General features: G+C 38.8%; 18 protein-coding genes. 11 read left to right on the top strand and 7 right to left on the bottom strand.

Translation table 11 applies throughout. The features are described 5' to 3' along the window. Nucleotides 1–11: 11 nt before the first annotated feature. On the bottom strand, nucleotides 12–587 hold the full coding sequence (locus tag B2V92_RS11305; RefSeq protein WP_293307926.1) for a TerD family protein: 576 nt from the start codon (nucleotides 585–587) through the stop codon (nucleotides 12–14). Nucleotides 588–776: 189 nt separating this feature from the next. After that, complete coding sequence (locus tag B2V92_RS11300; RefSeq protein WP_293307924.1) at nucleotides 777–2,339, bottom strand: L,D-transpeptidase family protein; 1,563 nt, start codon at nucleotides 2,337–2,339, stop codon at nucleotides 777–779. Between the two features lie 275 nt (nucleotides 2,340–2,614). Between B2V92_RS11300 and hisG the strand changes: the two genes are divergently transcribed. From hisG to B2V92_RS11250, 10 genes are all read left to right on the top strand, one after another. Continuing rightward, on the top strand, nucleotides 2,615–3,466 hold the full coding sequence (gene hisG / locus B2V92_RS11295) for an ATP phosphoribosyltransferase (RefSeq protein WP_293307922.1): 852 nt from the start codon (nucleotides 2,615–2,617) through the stop codon (nucleotides 3,464–3,466). 48 nt (nucleotides 3,467–3,514) lie between these two features. Further along, nucleotides 3,515–4,837, top strand: coding sequence for a histidinol dehydrogenase (hisD, locus tag B2V92_RS11290; RefSeq protein ID WP_293307920.1), 1,323 nt, complete (start codon nucleotides 3,515–3,517; stop codon nucleotides 4,835–4,837). Between the two features lie 287 nt (nucleotides 4,838–5,124). Beyond that, nucleotides 5,125–6,165 (top strand): histidinol-phosphate transaminase, encoded by a 1,041-nt coding sequence (gene hisC, locus B2V92_RS11285; protein WP_293307918.1) that lies wholly within the window; start codon nucleotides 5,125–5,127, stop codon nucleotides 6,163–6,165. Nucleotide 6,166: 1 nt separating this feature from the next. Beyond that, a complete protein-coding gene (hisB, locus tag B2V92_RS11280) occupies nucleotides 6,167–7,300 on the top strand; it encodes a bifunctional histidinol-phosphatase/imidazoleglycerol-phosphate dehydratase HisB (protein WP_293307916.1) in 1,134 nt (377 codons plus the stop codon). A gap of 236 nt (nucleotides 7,301–7,536) precedes the next feature. After that, nucleotides 7,537–8,130 (top strand): imidazole glycerol phosphate synthase subunit HisH, encoded by a 594-nt coding sequence (hisH, locus tag B2V92_RS11275; RefSeq protein ID WP_293307914.1) that lies wholly within the window; start codon nucleotides 7,537–7,539, stop codon nucleotides 8,128–8,130. Nucleotide 8,131: 1 nt separating this feature from the next. Further along, complete coding sequence (gene hisA, locus B2V92_RS11270; protein ID WP_293307912.1) at nucleotides 8,132–8,881, top strand: 1-(5-phosphoribosyl)-5-[(5-phosphoribosylamino)methylideneamino]imidazole-4-carboxamide isomerase; 750 nt, start codon at nucleotides 8,132–8,134, stop codon at nucleotides 8,879–8,881. 383 nt (nucleotides 8,882–9,264) lie between these two features. After that, nucleotides 9,265–10,020, top strand: coding sequence for an imidazole glycerol phosphate synthase subunit HisF (gene hisF / locus B2V92_RS11265; protein ID WP_293307910.1), 756 nt, complete (start codon nucleotides 9,265–9,267; stop codon nucleotides 10,018–10,020). A 60-nt stretch (nucleotides 10,021–10,080) separates the two neighbouring features. Then, nucleotides 10,081–10,683, top strand: coding sequence for a bifunctional phosphoribosyl-AMP cyclohydrolase/phosphoribosyl-ATP diphosphatase HisIE (hisIE, locus tag B2V92_RS11260; protein WP_293307908.1), 603 nt, complete (start codon nucleotides 10,081–10,083; stop codon nucleotides 10,681–10,683). A 75-nt stretch (nucleotides 10,684–10,758) separates the two neighbouring features. Further along, nucleotides 10,759–11,283, top strand: coding sequence for a hypothetical protein (locus tag B2V92_RS11255; RefSeq protein WP_293307906.1), 525 nt, complete (start codon nucleotides 10,759–10,761; stop codon nucleotides 11,281–11,283). Between the two features lie 114 nt (nucleotides 11,284–11,397). Next, entirely contained in the window at nucleotides 11,398–12,294 is an 897-nt protein-coding gene (locus tag B2V92_RS11250) for a WD40 repeat domain-containing protein (RefSeq protein WP_293307904.1), read from the top strand. A 490-nt stretch (nucleotides 12,295–12,784) separates the two neighbouring features. On the opposite strand, the gene B2V92_RS11245 is transcribed toward B2V92_RS11250, so the two are convergent. The 5 genes from B2V92_RS11245 to B2V92_RS11225 all read right to left on the bottom strand — a co-directional run bounded on the left by B2V92_RS11245 (nucleotide 12,785) and on the right by B2V92_RS11225 (nucleotide 20,958). Continuing rightward, the gene (locus B2V92_RS11245) at nucleotides 12,785–13,540 is read right to left on the bottom strand and encodes a carboxypeptidase-like regulatory domain-containing protein (protein ID WP_293307902.1); all 756 of its coding nucleotides are present in this window, start codon (nucleotides 13,538–13,540) and stop codon (nucleotides 12,785–12,787) included. Between the two features lie 18 nt (nucleotides 13,541–13,558). After that, complete coding sequence (locus B2V92_RS11240) at nucleotides 13,559–13,894, bottom strand: hypothetical protein (protein WP_293307900.1); 336 nt, start codon at nucleotides 13,892–13,894, stop codon at nucleotides 13,559–13,561. A 111-nt stretch (nucleotides 13,895–14,005) separates the two neighbouring features. Continuing rightward, a complete protein-coding gene (locus B2V92_RS11235) occupies nucleotides 14,006–14,314 on the bottom strand; it encodes a hypothetical protein (RefSeq protein WP_293307898.1) in 309 nt (102 codons plus the stop codon). Nucleotides 14,315–14,320: 6 nt separating this feature from the next. Then, on the bottom strand, nucleotides 14,321–20,137 hold the full coding sequence (locus B2V92_RS11230) for a carboxypeptidase-like regulatory domain-containing protein (RefSeq protein WP_293307896.1): 5,817 nt from the start codon (nucleotides 20,135–20,137) through the stop codon (nucleotides 14,321–14,323). 35 nt (nucleotides 20,138–20,172) lie between these two features. Beyond that, a complete protein-coding gene (locus tag B2V92_RS11225) occupies nucleotides 20,173–20,958 on the bottom strand; it encodes a C40 family peptidase (RefSeq protein WP_293307894.1) in 786 nt (261 codons plus the stop codon). Between the two features lie 109 nt (nucleotides 20,959–21,067). On the opposite strand from B2V92_RS11225, the gene B2V92_RS11220 reads away from it, so the two are divergent. Then, the coding region (locus tag B2V92_RS11220; protein WP_293307892.1) for a universal stress protein at nucleotides 21,068–21,472 on the top strand (405 nt) is incomplete at its 3' end.

The raw sequence follows: 21,472 nt of genomic DNA, 5'->3' as shown, positions 1-21,472 counted from the left end.
GGTTCTGACTGCTATTTAATAATCTGGCCTTTAAAATATTTAGAAAGGAAAAACGACAGGTCTTCGCGGTAACCGATACCGGAGGCCTCAAATCTCCATTTTCCCTCGCGTTTGTACAGCCTGCCAAATTCTACACCAGTTTCAATAGAAAAATCCTCACCCAATTCGTATTTGGCAACCTCCTGACCGTTACTGTCGTCTACAATGCGGATATAGGAGTTTCTTACCTGACCAAAATTCTGTTTGCGGCCAATGGCTTCGTGAATGGTAACCACAAATAAAATTTCCTGGATCTGGTGATCAACTTTTGATAAATCGACCTGGATACTTTCATCATCTCCCACAGCACTGTTTCCTCCCGTTGGATCATCACCGGTATGGTGCAAAGCCCCATCGGGGGAGTCGGTATTGCCGTAAAAAACAAAATATTCTTCTTCAGGGATCAACCTGCTCGGATTGATCATAAATGCAGATGCATCCAGATCGAAATCGTAACCGGTGCCCTCATTAGGATCCCAACCAAGCCCTAAAGTAATTTTCGATAATCCGATATCAATTTTTTGCCCTTTTTGTAGATTAATAGCCATTATTAAATAATTTTTAAAATATTTTAAGCGTAGCGATGATCAATATTACGGTTTAACGTGATAAAGAACAGAAAAAATAACAAATTATTTTTTTAATAATAATTGCAATAATAAGGATATGGAAGAGTCGGATGGTAACATCTCACCGCACTGATAGATGGTAACATCCGACAGCAGATTTTAAGAATTTTACCTGAACTTCTTCATCGCGGCCCAGAGTTTATCATCCATTCCGTAAACATCCGGCCGATATTCGATCTTATCATTTTGAGACCAGGCCGTAATATAAGTGATGATTAACGGCACCGATTTTTTGGGTGCAAACCAGGCTGGCTTTAACTGGAAAGCCTTGGTGGTATCGGCCTTTTGGGCCAAACGTTTTTTATACCATTTTACATGGGTGCTATCAACCGGAGGCAGATCAACTTCGGCCCTGAGTTTGTCGTAGGTGTAAGAATCTTTCACCAAAAGTTCGGCAAATTCCAAAGGTTTTTCAATACGCACACAACCGTGACTGATGGCGCGGTTACTTAGGTTAAATCCGTTTTTATTATTCGTATCATGAAGGTAAATACTAGAGCTGTTATCGAAGATAAATTTGAACTTACCCAGGGCATTTCCACCACCGGATCCCTGCTTAAATTTAAAGGGTAATTTATCCCTCGAATATTTGTTCCAGTTAATAGTATCTGGCTCGCCGATCAGCTTATCTTTATAGTATACTTTGATGTTACTGTTCGATAAATAAAATGGATCTTTCCGGGCCATCCAATAGATTTCACTTTGTGCAATACTTACCGGAATATTCCATATCGGATTGGCCTGTATTGAATTGATTTTACTGAACAATAACGGCGTCTCGTGGTTCTTTGGTTTGTCATCCAAATTACCCGATTTTGCAAAGGCTTTCATCTTGTCTTCGTATCCATTTTCGCGCTTACCACCTACGCAAACTTTCATCGAAATTACGGTATCCAATTTATCCAGCCAGGTTAATCTGAAATCGGGAATATTTACCTGCACATAGTTGTCTCCTGTCTCTGGCATTTTCCAACGGAAGCGTTCCATATTTAGCAACAAAATACGCTTTTCATCTTCCGCATCTGTATTTAAATATGCAGCCTGCAAAGCTTTATACTGAATCGATTTTGGCTGAACAGATCTTAACGTATCCAACAGGTTTTTGCTATCCAAAAGATGGAGCATTCCGGCACTATCGGGGCGCCTAACTTTAATGTAATAACGCGAGAAAATAGTACGCGGATTTACCACGCCATATTTAAGATAATTGTTATAATTTAAATAGGCATTGGCCGATAACAGTTCGAGTTTGGCAATTACCGGATAACTCTCTTCAACCTTCTTAAATTTATTGGCCGTTAATTCTGCCAACAGTTCTTTAATCTCGTTGCCTTTAAAAATCTTGGGATTTAAACCATGCACGTTACTTTGATCCAAATAGCTTACCAGCGAATCAAGCTCCCCGTTAATATAAAATTGTGTAACCAGTTTAGGCTGGGTATAATTATTGGCGTAAAAAGCTTTTATGGTTTTAGGATTAACGAATTTACCCGATAAACTGTCCATTGTTTTCACGAAAACGCTATCATAAGCTACAGTATCGAAATCTTTATAGATTTTATTCTTAAAATGCTCGGATAATACTTTTCCGATCTCGGGGGGGCTTTTAAACCATCCACAGGCAGAAATGAACAAAATAAAAGGTAAAATTAGAAAGCGAAACTTTTTCAAAACGGTAAATTTTTAATACAAAATAAAGGTTATTGGCAATAAAAACAGCATAATGGCAAATTAAGTGCCATTATTTTTTGTTTTACGGTTTCAAACACTATATTTGCCAGCGCTTATCAGCTAACGTATTGATACTGGCAGAAATAATTTATGAATTTAACTTTGAACCATCACTTACATTTACACCATCGCCGATAGGCGATATGATATGTTTGTTTTGTACTTCAAGACTTTTTTCCGTAAAATAATTTCCTGTTCACTCTATATTCAATACATTGAAAACACTTAAAATTGCTATCCAAAAATCGGGTAGGTTAAACGAAAAATCTGTAGAAATACTTAAAAATTGTGGTTTATCTTTCGAAAACTACAAAAGCTCCCTAATCTCGACCGTTACTAATTTTCCTCTGGAAATCCTTTTTCTACGTGATGATGATATCCCCGAATACGTACAGGATGGCATTGCTGACCTGGGTATAGTTGGCGAAAATGTAATTGTGGAAACCAGGGCTGAAGTAGACTATTTACAGAAGTTGGGCTTCGGAAAATGCACCTTAAAAATCGCTGTTCAGGCCACCAGCGGCATCCAGGATTTGGAAGAGTTAAACGGCAAAGCCATTGCTACTTCTTACCCGGTAATCCTCGAAAAATTCTTACAGGAAAAAGGTATCAAATCTGATATCAGAACCATCTCGGGATCGGTAGAAATTGGTCCGGGTTTAGGATTGAGCGATGCCATTTTTGATATCGTATCAACCGGTGGAACATTAAAGAGTAATGGACTAAAACCTTTTGCGGATGTAATGCAATCGGAAGCTGTTTTAATCGGAAACAAATCGATCGCCGACAATCCGGAAGTTGCCGAACTGCTGCAACGCATCCGCTCGGTACTCAGTGCAAAATCGAACAAATATGTGGTGCTGAACGTTTCGAAAGATAACCTTCAAAAAGTTGTAGATCTGCTTCCGGGTGTTAAAAGTCCAACTGTTGTTCCGCTCTTCGAACCGAACTGGGTAGCCGTTCATTCGGTAATTGCAGAAGAAGATTTCTGGGATAAAATAAACAGCCTGAAAGCAGCAGGCGCAGAAGGTATCTTAGTAATGCCTATCGAAAAGATTATTCGATAATCTTTAAAAAAACATATTAACTATTAGTTAATTTTAAATCATAAAACATTGAAAATCTACAATTATAAAGATTTATCTAAATCAAAAATTGAAGAGCTTTGCTCGAGGCAGATTGAAGACGATAAACTGATTGAAGAACGGGTTACCGACATTTTGAACACGGTAAAAAAAGACGGCGACAAAGCCCTTTTCAACTTCGCAAAAGCCTTTGATAAAGTTGAACTGGAAAAGCTTTTTTTGGATGCCGGAGAACTAAAAGCAATTGCAGCTGGCATTCCGGCCGATGCAAAAAAAGCCATCGATACAGCTTACCAGAACATCAAAACTTTTCACCAGTCGCAGTTAAAAACCGAAGACAAAATTGAAACCATGCCAGGCGTTGTATGCTGGCGCGAATCGAGGGCAATTGAAAAAGTTGGGCTTTATATTCCGGGTGGAACCGCTGTTTTACCCAGCACATTTTTAATGCTGGCAACCCCTGCAATCATTGCAGGATGTAAAGAAATTGTAGTTTGTTCTCCGCCGCAAAGCGATGGTAAAACCAACTGTTACCTGGCCTATTGTGCGGTGCTGTTGGGCATCGAAAAAGTATACCTTATTGGCGGTGCACAAGCGGTTGCTGCAATGGCTTTCGGAACCGAAAGCGTACCGCAGGTTTATAAGATTTTTGGCCCAGGAAACCGTTATGTAACCACTGCAAAAACGATGGTACAAAATAAAGTGGCCATTGATATGCCTGCGGGTCCATCGGAAGTTCTGGTTATTGCAGATGAAACCGCAAATCCATCATTTATTGCTGCCGATCTGCTAGCGCAGGCCGAACACGGAACCGATAGTCAGGCTATTTTAGTGGCTACTTCGGAGGAAATCATCACCGAAATCTTAAAAGAGATCGAAAATCAGCTTGCTGTATTGCCCAGAAAAGACATTGCGGCCAAAGCAATTGCCAATTCTTACGCTGTTTTAGCCGAAAATTTAGAACAGGCGATGCAGTTTTCGAATGAATACGCCCCCGAACACTTAATACTGGCTTCAGAAAGCCATCAAAAGCTTATTCCATTGATTATCAATGCAGGATCGGTATTTTTGGGCAACTTTACACCCGAAAGTGTTGGCGACTATGCCTCAGGAACCAATCATACTTTACCAACCAGCGGCTTTGCAAAGGCTTACTCTGGAGTTTCTACCGATGCTTTTCTGAAAAAAATCACTTTTCAGCAGTTATCAGCTACCGGTTTGAACAACATTGGCCCTACAGTTGAAATACTGGCCGCAGCCGAAGGATTAGAGGCACATAAGAATGCGGTTAGCATTAGATTGGGTTTTGAGTCGGAAGTCCGAGATCCGATGTCCGAAGATAAAACGACATAGCAAAGCCCAATGGGAAAACGAATCGCCGTAATCACTTAATCTGTGTAATCAACCCGAAGGAAAAAAGATGAAGTCAGAAGTCTGAGGTCCGAAGACCGAAGATAATAAAGCACAAAAACCGAAGGAAAAAAGAGCAATCGGCGTAATCACATAATCTGTGTAATCAACCCGAAGGCAACCGAAGCAAAGAAAAAATTAAATAAAATCAGTAGAAGTTACAATGTAGAAAGCTTTAGGCAACTCGCCAATCCCTTTTACCTTTTACCTTTTACCTTTTACCTCAAACAATGGACATTAACGATTTAGTAAGAGAAAATATAAAAAACCTTCGCCCCTACTCTACCGCGAGGGACGAATTTAAAGGTCAGGCATCTGTATTTTTAGACGCAAACGAGAACAGTTATGGTTCGCCATTACCGGCAAATTATAACCGCTATCCTGATCCTTTACAGCTTGATTTAAAAGATGCGATTAGCAAAATAAAAGGTGTGCCGATCGAGAATACTTTTTTGGGAAATGGTAGCGACGAAGCCATCGATCTGTTGTTCCGTGCTTTTTGTAATCCCGGAAAAGACAACGTAATTGTACTTCCCCCAACGTATGGAATGTACGAAGTTTCGGCCAACATAAACGACGTAGAAATACGTAAAGTAAGCCTGCTTCCAAACTTCCAACTGGATATGGAAAAGATCGCAGAAACGATTGATAAAAACACCAAATTAATCTTCATCTGCTCGCCAAATAATCCGACCGGAAATTCGATAAACCGCGAAGATATTGAAACTATTTTGGCCAACTTTAACGGTATCGTTGTAGTAGACGAAGCGTATATAAATTACGCCCGACAAAAGACCTTTATCCAGGAGTTAACCGAGTATGGAAACCTTGTTGTTCTGCAAACTTTTTCCAAAGCCTGGGGCCTCGCAGCTCTGCGTTTGGGAATGGCTTTTTCTTCAACAAAAGTGATTGATGTTTTAAACAAAATCAAACCTCCATATAACATCAATCAGGCCACACAGGATTTAGCTTTTGAAGCCCTGAAAAACATCGCTCAGGTTAACGATTGGATCAAAGCATCAGTTGCAGAAAGACAGCGTTTATCTATCGCTTTAAACGAATTGAATGTGGTAACAAAAGTTTATCCATCCGACGCAAATTTTATCCTTGTTGAAGTTACCGATGCATTAAAAATTTACGATACTTTGGTAGATCAGGGCATCATTGTACGCGACCGTTCGAAAGTAACTTTATGCGAAGGTTGTTTAAGGGTTACCGTTGGTACAAAAGAAGAAAACGACAAACTATTAACTGTTTTAGAAAAATTTTAAAATGAAGAAAGTATTATTTATCGATCGCGATGGAACTTTAAATATCGAACCCGACGATGAGCAGGTAGATAGTTTTGCAAAGCTGAAATTTTATCCACGTTCTTTATATTATTTATCGAAAATTGCTGCCGAACTGGATTACGAACTGGTGATGGTAACCAACCAGGATGGCTTGGGAACACTTTCAAATCCTGAAGAAAATTTCTGGCCGATCCATAATTTTATGCTTGATACTTTTGCCGGCGAAGGAGTAAACTTTAGCGAAATTGTAATCGACAGAACTTTTGCAAAAGACAACGCCCCTACCCGTAAACCGGGCACCGCTTTATTAACAAAATATTTCAGCGGAGATTACGACCTGAAAAATTCTTTCGTGATCGGCGACAGATTAAATGATGTGGTACTGGCGAAAAACTTAGGTGCAAAAGCAATTTTTCTACGCCAGAATGACGCACTGGGTTCGACAGAAGCATTGGATAAACATGAAACGCTTTTAAACGTTATCATTTTAGAAACCAAGAAATGGGAAGATATCTACAACCTGTTAAAAGCGGGAAGCAGAAAAATCCACCACGAACGCAAAACCAACGAAACCGACATTACCATTAATTTAGACCTGGACGGAACCGGAAAAGCTAAAATCGAAACCGGATTAAACTTTTTCGATCACATGCTTGATCAGATTGCCAGACATGGAAGTGTAGATTTAGAAGTAATTGCAAAAGGCGACTTACATATCGACGAGCACCATACTATAGAGGATACTGGTATCGCTTTAGGTGAAGCCTTTACCAAAGGCTTGGGCAATAAACTGGGCATCGAAAGATATGGTTTTTGTCTGCCAATGGACGATTGCCTGGCACAGGTAGCCATTGATTTTGGCGGAAGAAACTGGATTGTTTGGGACGCGGAATTTAAACGTGAAAAGGTTGGCGATATGCCTACCGAGATGTTTTATCATTTCTTTAAATCGTTTAGCGATGCCGCAAAATGCAACCTGAACATTAAAGCCGAGGGCGATAACGAGCACCATAAAATTGAAGCTATTTTTAAAGCATTTGCCAAAGCCATTAAAATGGCGATTAAACGCGATGCCGAAAAAATGGTATTGCCGAGTACCAAGGGTTTATTGTAGGAAAGGTGGAAGGCTGAAGGGTTTAAGGCGGAGGGTTTCGAAGCCCATCCGCTGTTAAATAAACCCGATAGCAGTGGATCCCGATTTTTCATCGGGAGTAACGAATAGCGGGGCCGCATAACCCATGAAAAACTGATATTCATTTTCAAATTAGAAAGATTAAACGTACTTTTTAACAACTCAGATTTGATAGACATCTTGTCTTGATACTTAATACTTGATACTTGATACTAAACATGGTTGGAATAGTAAACTACGGAGCAGGCAACATTTTCTCCCTTACCGCAGCACTGGATCGCTTAAATGTGACCTACGGCATGGTAAATACAGAAAACGACCTCGAAAAATATAGCCACATCATTATTCCGGGGGTAGGCCATGCAGGTGCTGCGATGGAAAAACTAAAAGGAACCGGACTGGTTGGGGCCATAAAAAAACTCACTAAACCTGTGCTGGGTATCTGTGTGGGCATGCAGCTTATTACCGAACACTCAGAAGAGGGTGATGCTACACTTTTGGATATTGTTCCGGTAAAAACCAAAAAATTCGATAATTCACTGAATATCAAAATACCACACATGGGCTGGAATGCGGTTAGTCCGAAAAACAATCCGCTATTTGAAGGTGTTGAAGATAATACACAATTTTACTTTGTGCATTCGTACTTTATTGAATATAACCCTACTTTTGACATTGCATCTGCTGATTATGGTTTAAAGTTTTCGGCAGCTGTGCAAAAAGACAATTTTTACGGCGTTCAGTTCCACCCCGAGAAATCGGGTAAAGACGGCGAATTAATATTAAAAAATTTTTCAAACTTAAGCTTATAAAATGTACATAATACCTGCTATTGATATTTTGGATGGAAAAGTTGTCCGTCTGCGAGAAGGCGATTACAACCAAAAAACAGAGTACGACGTTTCTATTGCCGAAATGATAGAAAAATACCGTTCAAATGGTACGGATTTTATCCATATTATTGATTTAAACGGTGCAAAAGGCGATTTCAGCAATCAAAAATCCCTTTTCGAGATCATCAAAAAAACCGAAATGAAAGTTCAGTATGGTGGTGGCATCAGAACCATCGAGCAGGTTACCAATCTGCTTGATGCCGGTATACACCGTGTAATTGTAGGTACACAGGCCATTACCAACCCTGATTTTTTACCTCAACTGAGCGAAGCTTTTGCTAAAAAACATGATTATGCCAACCGCATTGTTATCGCAATCGACGTTTTGGACGAAGTGATCAAATATTCGGGTTGGATGGAAAGTTCGCCCATTAAACTGATGGATTATGTTGATAAATGCCTTTCTTTAGGTTTTTTCCGTTTCTTATGCACCGATATCAGCAAAGATGGAAAATTAGGCGGTGCAGCAGTAGAATTATACAAAAAATTACTAGAACACTCTCCGATGATCAAATTGATTGCTTCTGGCGGTGTAAGCGCTATGAACGATATCTACGAATTGGCAAAATACCCGATCAGAAGTGTGGTAGTAGGAAAAGCAATTTACGAAGACCGCATTACCATCGAAGAAATTAAAGAGTGGAATTTGAAGGCTTTGAGTTCAATCTAGAATACTTGGGATCTAAATCATTATTTATCATCGGGTTATTTTTGCTCATAGCAGGAATTGCAATGTTTGTTTGGGCAGTTCATGTGTTTACTTACAGAGGAGATTATATAGAACTTATGAGAACAACGGGCGAATACTCAATGGTTTTTTGGCTACCAACTTCCATTATAGGTCTTATTCTAACAATAATTGGATTAATAAAGAGATAAAATAATACCCGTTATTACGATGTAGTATCGTCATGCTGAATTTGTTTCAGCATCTTTCATGCTATAAAGCCCCTGAAATAAATCCGATAGCTATCGGATCAGGGTGACGAATCTTACAAAGCCAAAGCATTAAAATTGCTTCGTGCCCCGCAATAACGAAACCCCAACAAACGTATGCTTTCAAAAAGAATAATCCCCTGTTTAGACGTCAAAGACGGCCGTACGGTAAAAGGCGTAAACTTTGTTGATTTACGCGATGCAGGCGATCCGGTAGAGCTGGCTGCACAATATGCACAACAAGGTGCCGACGAACTGGTTTTTCTGGATATTACGGCCACACACGAGCGTCGGAAAACGATGATCGAAATGGTTAAATCGGTTGCCCGGCAACTAAACATTCCTTTTACCATTGGTGGTGGAATAACGGAGATTGCAGATGCTGATGCTCTTTTAAATGCAGGTGCCGATAAAATCAGTATCAATTCTGCAGCTGTTCGTAACCCCAAACTGATTGAAGAGCTTGCTAAAACTTTCGGGGTACAATTTGTGGTTTTAGCGGTCGACACCAAACATGTAAACGGCAAAAATATGGTCCATTTAAATGGAGGAAGGTTAATTACCGAACTGGAAACCGAAAACTGGATTAAACAGGCAGAAGAATTAGGTGCAGGAGAGATTTTGTTAACCTCTATGGACCATGATGGTACCAAAGCGGGTTTTGATTGTGGATTGTTGGGAAAAATAAACCAAATGATCAATATTCCTATTATTGCATCGGGTGGAGCAGGAAACATGGAGCATTTTACCGAAGTTTTTCAAAAAGCAAATGTTGATGCCGCGCTTGCCGCTTCGGTATTTCATTATGGCGAAATTTTAATCCCCGATTTAAAACAGGAATTGAAAAAAAATCATATTCCGGTAAGAATATAAATAAGTCTGGAGGCGGCAGTCCATAGTTACGGGTCTGCTTTTCCGAAATAAAGAAATAAAATGACAATCGATACTAATTCCCTTGATTGGGAAAAAACAGATGGATTAATTCCAGTGATTATTCAGGATTATAAAACTTTAGAGGTTTTGATGCTGGGTTATATGAATGCCGAGGCTTTGGAAAAAACCCAGGCCGAAGGTAAGGTAACCTTCTTTTCGCGCTCTAAAAACCGCCTTTGGACGAAGGGTGAAACCAGCAGCAACTTCCTTTATGTGAAGGAACTTTTTGTGGATTGTGATAACGATACCATCCTGATCAAGGCCGATGCCGTTGGGCCAACCTGCCATACGGGAAGCCGCAGCTGTTTTAAAACAGATTTTAACCAGAATTTTATTTTCGAACTCGAAAACATCATTACCGATAGGTACGAAAACCCAGTTGAGGGATCGTACATCAACAAAATGCGCAGTAAAGGTTTAAATAAAATTGCGCAAAAAGTTGGCGAAGAAGGTGTAGAAACCGTAATTGCAGCACTTGCCGAAACACAGGAAGAATTTATTGGAGAAGCATCCGACCTTGTTTTCCACCTATTGTTTTTACTGAAAGAAAAAGGATTATCTATCCAGGATATTGCCAAAAATTTAGAGAAAAGACACAAATAAGGTGGAAGGTAAAAGGTTTAGGGTTTAAGGTGCGAAATGCAGAACCCTAAGCCTAAATTCTAATCAAAAAAAGAATTGAAAACAGATATAAATTTCGATGATTTAAACATATACGTAAGGACGAAAATCCCTACAAATCGATATTTGAAGATATTTTTGTTCTTTTTCAACGTTAGTGCTATTGTCGGGTCATTTTGGTTTGCCATTAGTTTACAAGATGAAAAGCCAAATATCTTTCCGTTTTTATTACCCATTGGCTATTTCTTTACTTTAGGTAAGTACTTATTGTGGAATACTTTTGGTGAGGAATTTTATGTCATCAGTACAACCCATATATCCTATCAACATAATTACGGTTTTTGGAAAACTAAATTTAAGACATTTAAATATCATTCGATAAAGCAGCTACCCAGCAAAGAAAATGAAATGATAACATTGCTTTTTCAAGATTATACTGAAGAAAAGTTACCTGTTGAAATATTTAGCAATACTATAGAAATTTCTATTTTAGACGCAGAAAGAATTTTCAATCGTTTAAATGAAATAAAAATCGATGAATTTGGAGAAGAAATAAGTTTTCCTAAGATTTTTGCAAATTAAACCGTTATCAAATTAGAGAAAAGATATAAATAAGGTTTGAGGTAAAAGGTTTAGGGTTTAAGGTGCGAAATGCCGAACCCTATACCTTAAACCTTAAACCCTAAACCTCAAGAAATGCTCAAACACCTTCATACCTTCCCCGGACATCAAAATCCTGTATATGCTTTAGCCAATGCTGATGAAGATGGCGTGTTTTTTAGTGCAGGAAATGATAAAGGAGTTGTAGAATGGTCGTTGCACAGCATGGCTTTTGTAAAGGTTAAAATGCCGGTACAAAGTTCAGTTTATTGCCTTCACTATTACAACAATCAGTTATTTGTTGGCGAACGTAGCGGCGCTTTCAGTGTTTACGACTTTACCGCACAGAAAGTAATTGCGAGGATCAGCGCGCATACCAAACCGATCTTTAATATACAAACCGTAAATGGTAAAAATGAGCTTTTGACCACCGGTGAAGATGGCACTGTAGCCGTTTGGTCGCTAAATGATTTTGAGGAAGTTTATCGTTTTCAGGTGGCTTACGATACGGTTAGGGCCATTGCTATTTCACCAAACGAAAATGAAGTAGCTTTCGGATGTAAAGATCATCTGATCAGGATTTATAACCTGGCCGATTATAGCTTAAAACAAATCCTCGAAGGGCATTCGTTACCAGTAACCTCTTTGGCTTACCATCCTACGGGTAAATACCTGATTTCGGGAAGTCGCGATGCCCAATTAAAAATATGGGATCTGCCGAATTATGAATTACGTGAAACCATGCCGGCACACATGTTTACCGTGTACGATATTGCATTTCATCCTAGCCTACCCTATTTTGCTACAAGCAGCCAGGATAAAAGTATTAAGTTTTGGGATGCAGAAAACTTTAAACTCTATAAAATATTAAGTTTGGAGAAAGCCGGGATTGGGCATACCCATTCTATCAATAAAATTATCTGGAGCAATGATGGAAAGTACCTGATTTCTACAGGAGACGACAGGCAGGTGATGGTTTGGGAAATGGAATAGTTTAAGATTTCTTTTTATTGATTCTAATAAGTGTAGTCGTCACCCTGAATTCATTTCAGGGTCTATCTAACATGAAAGATGCTGAAATAAATTCAGCATGACGATCGTCTTAAGAAAAGTAGGCTAAACTAATCAGGGCCCATAAATATTAATAGGGCTCAGGTTGATATAGATTTAGCATCTTCAAAATCCTCCGAAAGAATCATTTTTGAATGATTGATTTTTTAAACTTTGTTTTATCCATTCTCTGGCCAGGTTTTAAATATTGTTTGACTAAAAATGTGACGGCTGATAATCTTTCCAACGGAGATTTAGTAAACCAGTAGTTTAAGTCCTCAGATGCCTGGTCATGTTCGTACATATTATACTTATTAACAACCATTGCCATTTTTCTAATTTTCGGCTCCATTTTCGCTTTAATTATCTACACAAATACAATTAAAACCGAATGAAAACAGGCTATGAAAAGGTCATTTAGAATATCCGAAAGCTAATTTCTCTTCGTGTAAAATGGGTTAATATCCCGTAATTGATTTTTTACTTTATAAAGAATCCTTTTCCATGGCGACGCCCTCGTTACAACAACATCTCCAGTTAATAAGGTACAACCTTCATTTAAAACAATCTGAAGATAGGTATCATCTGGTTTAAATTTAACAGCTTTATTTTCGTAACCCAAGAAACTTATATCCAATTCTTTAACTCTGTTTTCGTTTTGAACAGTATAACTGAGCGAAAATTCACCGGCAGTATTGGTGGTAACACCATATTTTTCACCTGAAAGGCGTACAGATACCCCTGGAATTGCGGTTTTATCTTTTTCGGTAATTTTACCTTTTATCACCCGCAAAGAGTCTGATAATTTCTCATCGCCGAGTTTTTCATCGAAATTGATTATCGTTCTCGCAGTTTGAATCATTGATGGCTTTATTGTTTCCCCTTTACTTAACTTCGGTAAGCTTAAAAAAGCCAATAAGGATGCAGCAATCAGGCTGGGTTTAAATTTACTAATCGTATAATTCGATTTTCCATGAATCAAACGGTCAAGCTGTTCCGGTTTAAATCTACCGCAGCTTTTACCCTGGTTTTTGATAAACCAATCCTGTAATTCGTGATCAGAGAAACCTGTAAAATCAATAACCGATTGCTGGCAGGAACCGCAAAACTTTCCGCTTTCGTTGTCGATCATTTTGTTCCATTGCTCGTGGCAGGGGCTAGGTATATTTAATTTAAAACTTTTGCTCATCACCTTCCTCTTTATAGGTTATTTAAAAATCCTCATAAAACCGTTTGCAATTTTTCTGGTAAAAGTAGTCTTTATCGAAATACCTCCAAGTGTTCCTGATAACGAAGTTGCGATGTCTGAAGAAGTAGGCTGTCCAACAGTATTCGTTTGCCGCCAGGGCTGCAAAACGATGGAGATTTCTTTTTCTTCCCCTACAATAAAGTAACAATTTTTTGTTTCAAAAGCTGCCGAAGTAAAAATTAGTTCGTTAATGGTTTTATTTTTTGGTTTACCAATTTTGATATAGAAAGAGCCGTCTGCTGCTGATTTTACTTTTATATTTTGCTGTTTCAGCTCAATTTCAATGTTGTTCAATCCATTTCCGTCCTGATTGAAAACCTTTCCCTTTATAAATGTGTAAGCAGTATTTTTATGATCAACCGCCTGCTTATATGAAGACTGGTGCGTTTCAACCCGCGGTGCTCCCTAAGCAAAAACATGTTTAGGGATGCTTAAGAAGGCAAATAAAGACGCAGCAATTAAACTAGGCTTAAAAAACCTAAAATATGAGCGTTTTTCACTGCCGATATAACGATCAAGCTGTTCAGGATTAAATCTTCCACAGCTTTCGGCCTGGTTATTTTCAAACCAACGGATCATATCGGCATCCGAAAATTGGACAAAATCAATAACCGATTTTTGGCAGGAACCGCAAAACTTACCCTTTTCAATATCTATCATCTCGTTCCATTGCTCGTGGCAGGGTTCGGGAATGGTTATTTTAAACTGAGCCATATTATTTTAGTTTACTGCTACCTTTTTCATGCCTTCTCGACCATAAAAAACCGGAAAGTACATCATTTCGGCCTTTGCAGGGTTTAATACATAACTGCCAGAGTAACGCGGCATCAAATCTATATTAAAAGTATATTTTCCCTGTTTTAATTTAGTACAAAAAATAGATGTTTTGTTTTTAAAATATTCCCGATGCGTTTCGGCTCCCCAGAAACTTTGTGGTTTGTTTTCATAGCTGCATCCGGCAGGGATCGGAATTTCGATCATTACATAATCTGCATCTGCGCGTACATCAACCTCTACTTTTAATGTTGTCAGTTTTCCGCCTTTTAATTTTTTAACGGCCGATCCATTTTGGATAAAACTACTGTTTACTGTAAAATCTTTGCTTACTTTTTCAGGTTTTGGGTTCTGAAACTGTTGAAAAGCAGTGAAATAAACCGGCATTTTCCCTTTTTTAGTGAGTTTAATGGATTGAACATCATTTAACACCTCGCTGTATGGAAATTTTGTAACGTTAGCTTCATTTAAACTGATAGAAGCAGGTTCTGCCTTTTGATCGGCTCCCAGCATTTCGGGCAGGATAGTTTCTAAAATCAACGATGATTCGAAAGTATTTCGCCATTGTCCGTCTTTTCGTTGTTCTAAAAAGTACAGGGCAATTTTTTCGAGTTCGTGTTCATGCCCGCCAGCATTTTTTAGCAGTTTATAAGCCAATAATGTATTCTGAATGCTATTGTCCCAAAAACGGATGCCCCCATTTCCCCAATATATATTACCGAACATGGTTTCCTTTTTAAGGCTAAGCAGCGAATCTATATTAACCTTAATACCGGCCATCTGTTTTAGTTCCATTAATGCGAGCCTATCGTAAAGATCAGGTTTTAAAGTAGTTTTCTTTTTCTCAAACGCCACAACCCAATCTTTGATAAAATATTTATCATCGAGCAAATGCAATAGCTTTATCACCTGCAACTGATCGTAACCAGACTCATTTGCCAATTTATCAACCAGGTAATTATACAGCACCTGTTTTTTAAGTTCAACTTTATAACCCTGCTTTTCGGCCTGCAGCAAAGCTTCTACTACGTGTAAACTGATCCAGATCTGCTCATCGCCACTTTCCCACCATCCCCAGGTACCTTGTGGTTTCCGTGTTTGCTGCAGCTTTTTAAGAATGAAAGCAATATCCTTTTCGTGGATAAACGGTTGATCCAGATATTTCCTCACCTTTTTTTCGAGCAGAAGCGATTTCAGTTTGGATGCCAGTTGCTCATTACACAGGTATTCGTAATTACGGAGTTTGGTCATCTCATCCAACAAAGTTGGAAAAATAGAAGATTCGGCCCTCACGGTAACCTTACCCAGGTTTTTATCAAAATTGTAGGTAATGGAAGTATCGCGCAGCATGGCCGAAAAATAGCCTTTGGTTTCTAATACTCCGGCTTCGTATACCGGGATTTTCCTTATCTCGCCATCAAAATAACCGTTATCCTGTTTTAAGGTATACTCGAAATTCAGACTGTCTTTTCCGGTAACGGCAATAGCCAGGGTATCGATATGGGAATTTTTAATTTTAACGGCAGAATTCCTCATTTCCAGGCCATTGTAAACAAATTTCCGGGTTACCTGCTCTACCAAAGGCGTATAATTCATCAATTTTCCGATCACATTGATGCTGTCTCCCTTTACAGCGAATAATGGTGAAACAAAATTTGCACTGAGGGATTTAAAAGATTTGATAAAAGTTTCGGTAAAGCCGGTTTGTTTATTGCTGTTTATGACAATTACACGGGTTTTCCAATTGGTAATATCGTCGGGGAATTTAACAGAAAACCTGGCCGTTCCGGTTTCATCCGTGATTAACTGCGGCTGCCAAAAGCCTTCGTCAGAGAAATTGGTACGCATGGTTTGTTGCTGTGCAATTAATTCTCCGGCAGCATTAGTACTAACATTTCCATTTTTGGTTTTAATAATGATTACCCCGTTTGCAGCGCGCGAACCGTATATAGCTGTAGCATCTGCTGATTTTAATACATCCATGTTGGTAATATCATCAGGAGAAAGCGAATTGATATCACCGGTAAACGGAACACCATCAACAATAACCATAGGTTTTTCTCCATTTGCAATAGAACTGACCCCACGGAGCCTGATCATATCGTTATTAGTGACATTAAGCCCTGCTGCTCTTCCCATCAACTGATTGGGGGTTATGGTTATTACACTGCCAGTTAACGATTTCTTTTGCACTGAGCCATAACCTACCACCACTACTTCCTGAAGTGCTTTGGTATCTTCTTTTAAGCCTATATCGCCAACATCACCATTTTTCACTTCTCTGGTTAAAGTTTCAAAACCAAGATACGAAACGGATATTTTACCCTTTGAAGGCACTTTAATCCAAAATTTTCCATCCTTATCGGTAGAAACACCCGAACTTAAGCCCACTACTTTTACAGATACCCCTGGCAGGGCCTGCTTATCGGAGGCAGAAATTACCCTTCCACTCATTGTATTTTTAAGCGATGCTGTTTCAAAGTTTTGCTTATTGAAATTTTCAATCACTTCCCGATCGACGGTTTCGGTTGGATAATACTGGTTGTTACGTTTAATGCCTTTGATATAATGATCCAGCCCAATGCTAAAATTATCGGCAGGCGAAATTTTAAAATTACCCCACTCGTAATGGTTCACTCCTTTGGCTTTAATATTGATCTGTTGGGCAATAAAATAGCGGTTATCTTTTAAAAGGAACATCATTTTATACACACCAGCCGTAAATGAAGGTAAATAAGTGGTATTGCCTGCATAAATCTGTACAAAATCGGGTTCATCAGGTTTGTAAATGATTATATTTTTGATGTAAGGCAGCTTTTTGGTAAAAGCGGTATCAATTTTATAATCCAATCTTCCCGTATTGAACAAACCCTGATTTGGATTGGTAAAAAGCTGTGTGGTATAACTCCTCAGGTTTAAATAATCGTCCCATAAACTATCAATTTCATTACTGCGGAGGGCGTATTCGGTATAATTGGTATTTCCGCCATTGTTTCCGAACAAAAGTTTTGGATTAAAGGCCAGCTTATCGTTATATGATTTTTGTTTGATCAGTCCTGGCGTAAAAGTATAGGTATAACCTGTTTCGCGGATAAAATCCTGATTGAGCCCCTCTTTTTTAAATATGAGGTAATTTTCTTTTACAGGTCCGATAAGAAGGTCCTTCCCTGTTGATACGTTGGGCGGTGGGTTCAACAGCAAATCTGTTCCACCGGCGGAAACAATTGCTTTATCACCATCGAAATTATCATGAACCTTAAACATGTACTGGTTAATCCGCTGGCTTTCCTCAAAGGTTAATTCATCAGGGGCATTTTTCAGATCTGCGGTAATCTTACCATATGTTGCCTCATTACCGCTATCGGCGTTAATGCTAATAATTGTTTTTTTACCCTTCACCAATTCAACATTGTAGATCGAAATGTCTTTATTGGCCGTTCTTAATCCAATAAAATGATTTCCGGGTTTGGCAACAAACGAATAACGCGACAATTGATCCGCCTGGCTAAAAAACACCGGCACCCCATCCATAAATACAATATTAACAGGAACAAGCGCGCCTTTCGAAATTACAAAAGGTGCAATCTGGGCAGTAGTATCATTTACAGCTTCCTGAATGGTATAAATATTTTGGGGATGGGTAAATTTATAGTACTCAATGGTATCTAAACCCAGCCGTTTTCCCCATTTTACCCAATCGATATCTTTCTGGCTCTCTAACGAAAGTTCATCTGCTTCAAATTTGATATCCTTCTTTTTGCGTGCATAAAATTTTCTGCTAAAATCAGGCAGTGATGAAAGGTATTCGTTTTTAAACTTCGAAGTAAAGGAATAGGCTGTTAAATCGGTATTGGCAACAGGTTTATCGGCAACATCGGTTACTTTAATCAACATGTTTACCTTTTGGCCCGGATAAACCATATCTGGAGCAATGAGCTTAACATTCAATAAATTGGGGTTGTAAAATGCGCTTACTTCCTGGTTAACTTCTTTATCATCCCAGTAATAATTGATCCTGATATGTGCAGCTTTACTCCCTTTATGCCTGATCAGCGTATCTAATTCATTAGAAAATCCTTTTAACAAAACCTTATTTCCGGAAAAAATGGTATACCAAAACGGCACTTTATTTACGTTATTAACCACTACATGCAGAGAATCTTTACCCTGTACTGCCCCAATGCGCAGCTCAGGGCTAAAATCCGAGAGGAAAATATATTCTTTCAGACCGTCATCAGCTGTAACTTTATAATTTTCGGCACGGTAATCAATTTTTATCAGTTTCGGCAGCTCAACCTGTACAGAGTCGAGTACCACATCATTTATAGAGTAAGAAACGACAGTTGCATTCCTTTTTTCTGATTTATCATTAAGCCGGTAATCGATAAACAAGCTGTCTTTTTTTAATGATGAGGTAATTTCGGCCAATGGTTTTTCATCTCTTTTGAAACTATAGGATAAAAATTTGGTAAAGGATCTGCTTTCGTTATTGCTGTTCCTAAAATCGAAACGGACTGAAAAATCAAAATCAGCTTTTGGGAATATGCTATCGGGCAGAACCAGTTTTGTTTCACCTACGGGATCGAGGGTCAGGCTTTTTTTCCAAAGTGTATCAGGTACAAAAACCTTTGCATTTCCAAACTGCTTTACATGGTTGGTTAAGGCAGTAATTTCGACCCTGCCATCCGGCACTGCCAGTTCATTTTCGTCGGTAGCTTTCATAAAAACCGACACCGGCGCCCCAATCTGATGTTTATCCCTATCGGTACGCACAGCAAAACTCAGCGATTTTAATTCATAATCTTCATAATAAAAGCGCTGGGTAATCAAACTTTCATCCTCTTTTTTGTGCTTTGCTGTAAGGTTTATGGTATAATTGCGGTCTAATTTCAGATTTAAACTATCGGCCAGTACAAAGCTGTAAGCATAGCCCCCATCGTGGTAAGGTTTTATATTTCCTAAAACTTTATTCTTCCCATCTACCACAATGGAAACCGTAACCTCCTTATCCGATATCTTTTTGCCATCCCTGGTTAAAACATAAGCCTTAAACTTCACCGTATCCAAAGGTTTGTATTTGGGCTTGCTAAAAACCATAAACCCGGTATAATCTGACGGCTTTCGAGAGGTTTTATACTTTTTTGAAAAGAGTTTTTTTAAAGGCTGCCAGGTATATTTTATGGGTGGAGTATAGGCCACTTTCTTAAAAAAAGACCAATTATCCCTATAATTGTACCGATCGTTATCAAGTTCGAAGGTAAAGTAATTCGAAATCCCCTCGTATTCTACCTTAATAAAATCTTCTTCCTTCGGGAACGGGGCTTTATAAAGCTGTGCTGCCTGATCAAAGTTGATACGCTTGCCTTTACCTGTTTCTACCCTGGCGTTACTGATATAATTACCTTTTTGATCGGTTAGGTAAAACTGAAATTCTTTTAAATTATTTACGAAATGTAATTCGGCATTGGAAACTGTTTTTAGCCGATACTTTAGTTTGTTCCTATACGTATTGAGGTAAATGTAGTTACCGAATGGAAGTTGTTTTTTATAACTTTTAGCAGTATAAAAACTATCAATAAGGCTGTGAAGAAAATTTTCATTAAAACCATCGGCTCCTTTTGCTGCAATTGCCGCCGTTTCTTTATCGGTTATTTTATAGATATAGGTGAAATATCCGGATTCCCTGCTTTTTGATAACCGATGCTGTGCAGAAAGCTGAAAAGAGAAAAATAAAAAGGCTGCGAACGTTAAAAGTAGCTTCATATAATTGGGTTTATATGAAGATGCAACTTTAGTATCTATTCCACAAAACGTTTGATAATTCTAAGCTTGTGCGAATACTTACCCAATTCCTTATTAAAAATGCCCTGATCGTCAATTGGGTCAATTTTTACCTTGGCCGAGGCATGAATAATCTCATTAGGGCTCAACATAATGCCCACATGGGTAATTCTGCCTTCATCGTTGTCGAAAAAGGCCACATCGCCTGCCCTGCATTCGGCCAAAAAGCCTACCAGTTCGCCCTGTTCGGCCTGTTGTGAGGCGTCGCGGTTTAGTTTTATGCCCAGCATTTTAAACACGGTTTGGGTAAAACCAGAACAGTCTAAGCCGAATAAATGTCTTCCACCCCATAAATATGGGATGTTCTGGAAAAATTTAGCAAAATCGGTAACCTGATCATTGAAATTTACCCCAGTATTATTATGCGCTTCAAAATTTAGTTTAAACTTTTCTTCACCTGCATAACAAAAACCATCCTTTAAAAAGGGAAGGTTGCTCGCCGGACTTAAATGATAGGCACTGCCATCAGCTGCTGTTAACACGTTATTGAAACTTAAGGGGGCAAGTAATCTGCAATCGTGCATTTCTGCAAACTGATTCTGGCTGATTGGTGCCAGCTGTCTGAAATCCATCCAGCCTTCGTAACCATCGTAGCCATTCTGGATCAGCCACCAGCGCTCCTCCTTTTGGATTATTTCTACATGATCGCCAAATAAAAGTTGCGAAACAATTTCTACTTTATCTGATGCATCTGCTCTTAAAGGCGCTACAGCAACCCTACAAATACCGTATTGATTTTCCATTTAAATCTGCTCGTGAAACTATTGTAAAACTAATAAAATACATTCATTGCCTAACATTTTGCCTGCAAATTTGTTATTTTTATGATGTTCACCTTTTAAATATACCGCCATGGATTTTAAAAAAATATTAATTGCCGTTGATAACAGTACCTGCTCAGAAAAAGCGGCTAAGGCCGGTTACGACATGGCCGAAAAATTTGGGGCAGAAGTAGCATTGGTTAACATTATCGAACCTATTCCGGCAAATGTAAATCCCGATTTAACCCTGGCTCCTGTATTTTTGGAAACTTACGACAATAGCGAAGAAAACAGCCACATTTTGCTGAAAGAAATGGAAACAAAGTATGGAAAAGATATAAAAACAACCTATTTAAGTATTGTTGATACCGCAGCACATGGTATTATCCAGCAATCAGATGAGTGGGGATCAGATTTAATTGTTATCGGCACCTACGGACGGACGGGTTTATATCATTTTTTAATGGGTAGCGTGGCAGAACATGTGGCTCGGAAA

Source organism: Pedobacter sp. UBA5917 (assembly GCF_002432345.1).
In the GTDB taxonomy this organism is placed as follows: domain Bacteria; phylum Bacteroidota; class Bacteroidia; order Sphingobacteriales; family Sphingobacteriaceae; genus Pedobacter.
The sequence above is the reverse complement of the archived record's forward strand: the minus strand, read 5'-3'. Positions and strand labels throughout refer to the sequence as shown.

Bases quoted from the DNA above. Each gene is read 5' to 3' on its own strand.
- B2V92_RS11305 (WP_293307926.1), bottom strand. From the start codon at position 587: ATGGCTATTAATCTACAAAAAGGGCAAAAAATTGATATCGGATTATCG.
- hisC (WP_293307918.1), top strand. From the start codon at position 5,125: ATGGACATTAACGATTTAGTAAGAGAAAATATAAAAAACCTTCGCCCC.
- hisB (WP_293307916.1), top strand. From the start codon at position 6,167: ATGAAGAAAGTATTATTTATCGATCGCGATGGAACTTTAAATATCGAA.
- hisH (WP_293307914.1), top strand. From the start codon at position 7,537: ATGGTTGGAATAGTAAACTACGGAGCAGGCAACATTTTCTCCCTTACC.
- hisA (WP_293307912.1), top strand. From the start codon at position 8,132: ATGTACATAATACCTGCTATTGATATTTTGGATGGAAAAGTTGTCCGT.
- hisF (WP_293307910.1), top strand. From the start codon at position 9,265: ATGCTTTCAAAAAGAATAATCCCCTGTTTAGACGTCAAAGACGGCCGT.
- hisIE (WP_293307908.1), top strand. From the start codon at position 10,081: ATGACAATCGATACTAATTCCCTTGATTGGGAAAAAACAGATGGATTA.
- B2V92_RS11250 (WP_293307904.1), top strand. From the start codon at position 11,398: ATGCTCAAACACCTTCATACCTTCCCCGGACATCAAAATCCTGTATAT.
- B2V92_RS11245 (WP_293307902.1), bottom strand. From the start codon at position 13,540: ATGAGCAAAAGTTTTAAATTAAATATACCTAGCCCCTGCCACGAGCAA.
- B2V92_RS11235 (WP_293307898.1), bottom strand. From the start codon at position 14,314: ATGGCTCAGTTTAAAATAACCATTCCCGAACCCTGCCACGAGCAATGG.
- B2V92_RS11230 (WP_293307896.1), bottom strand. From the start codon at position 20,137: ATGAAGCTACTTTTAACGTTCGCAGCCTTTTTATTTTTCTCTTTTCAG.
- B2V92_RS11225 (WP_293307894.1), bottom strand. From the start codon at position 20,958: ATGGAAAATCAATACGGTATTTGTAGGGTTGCTGTAGCGCCTTTAAGA.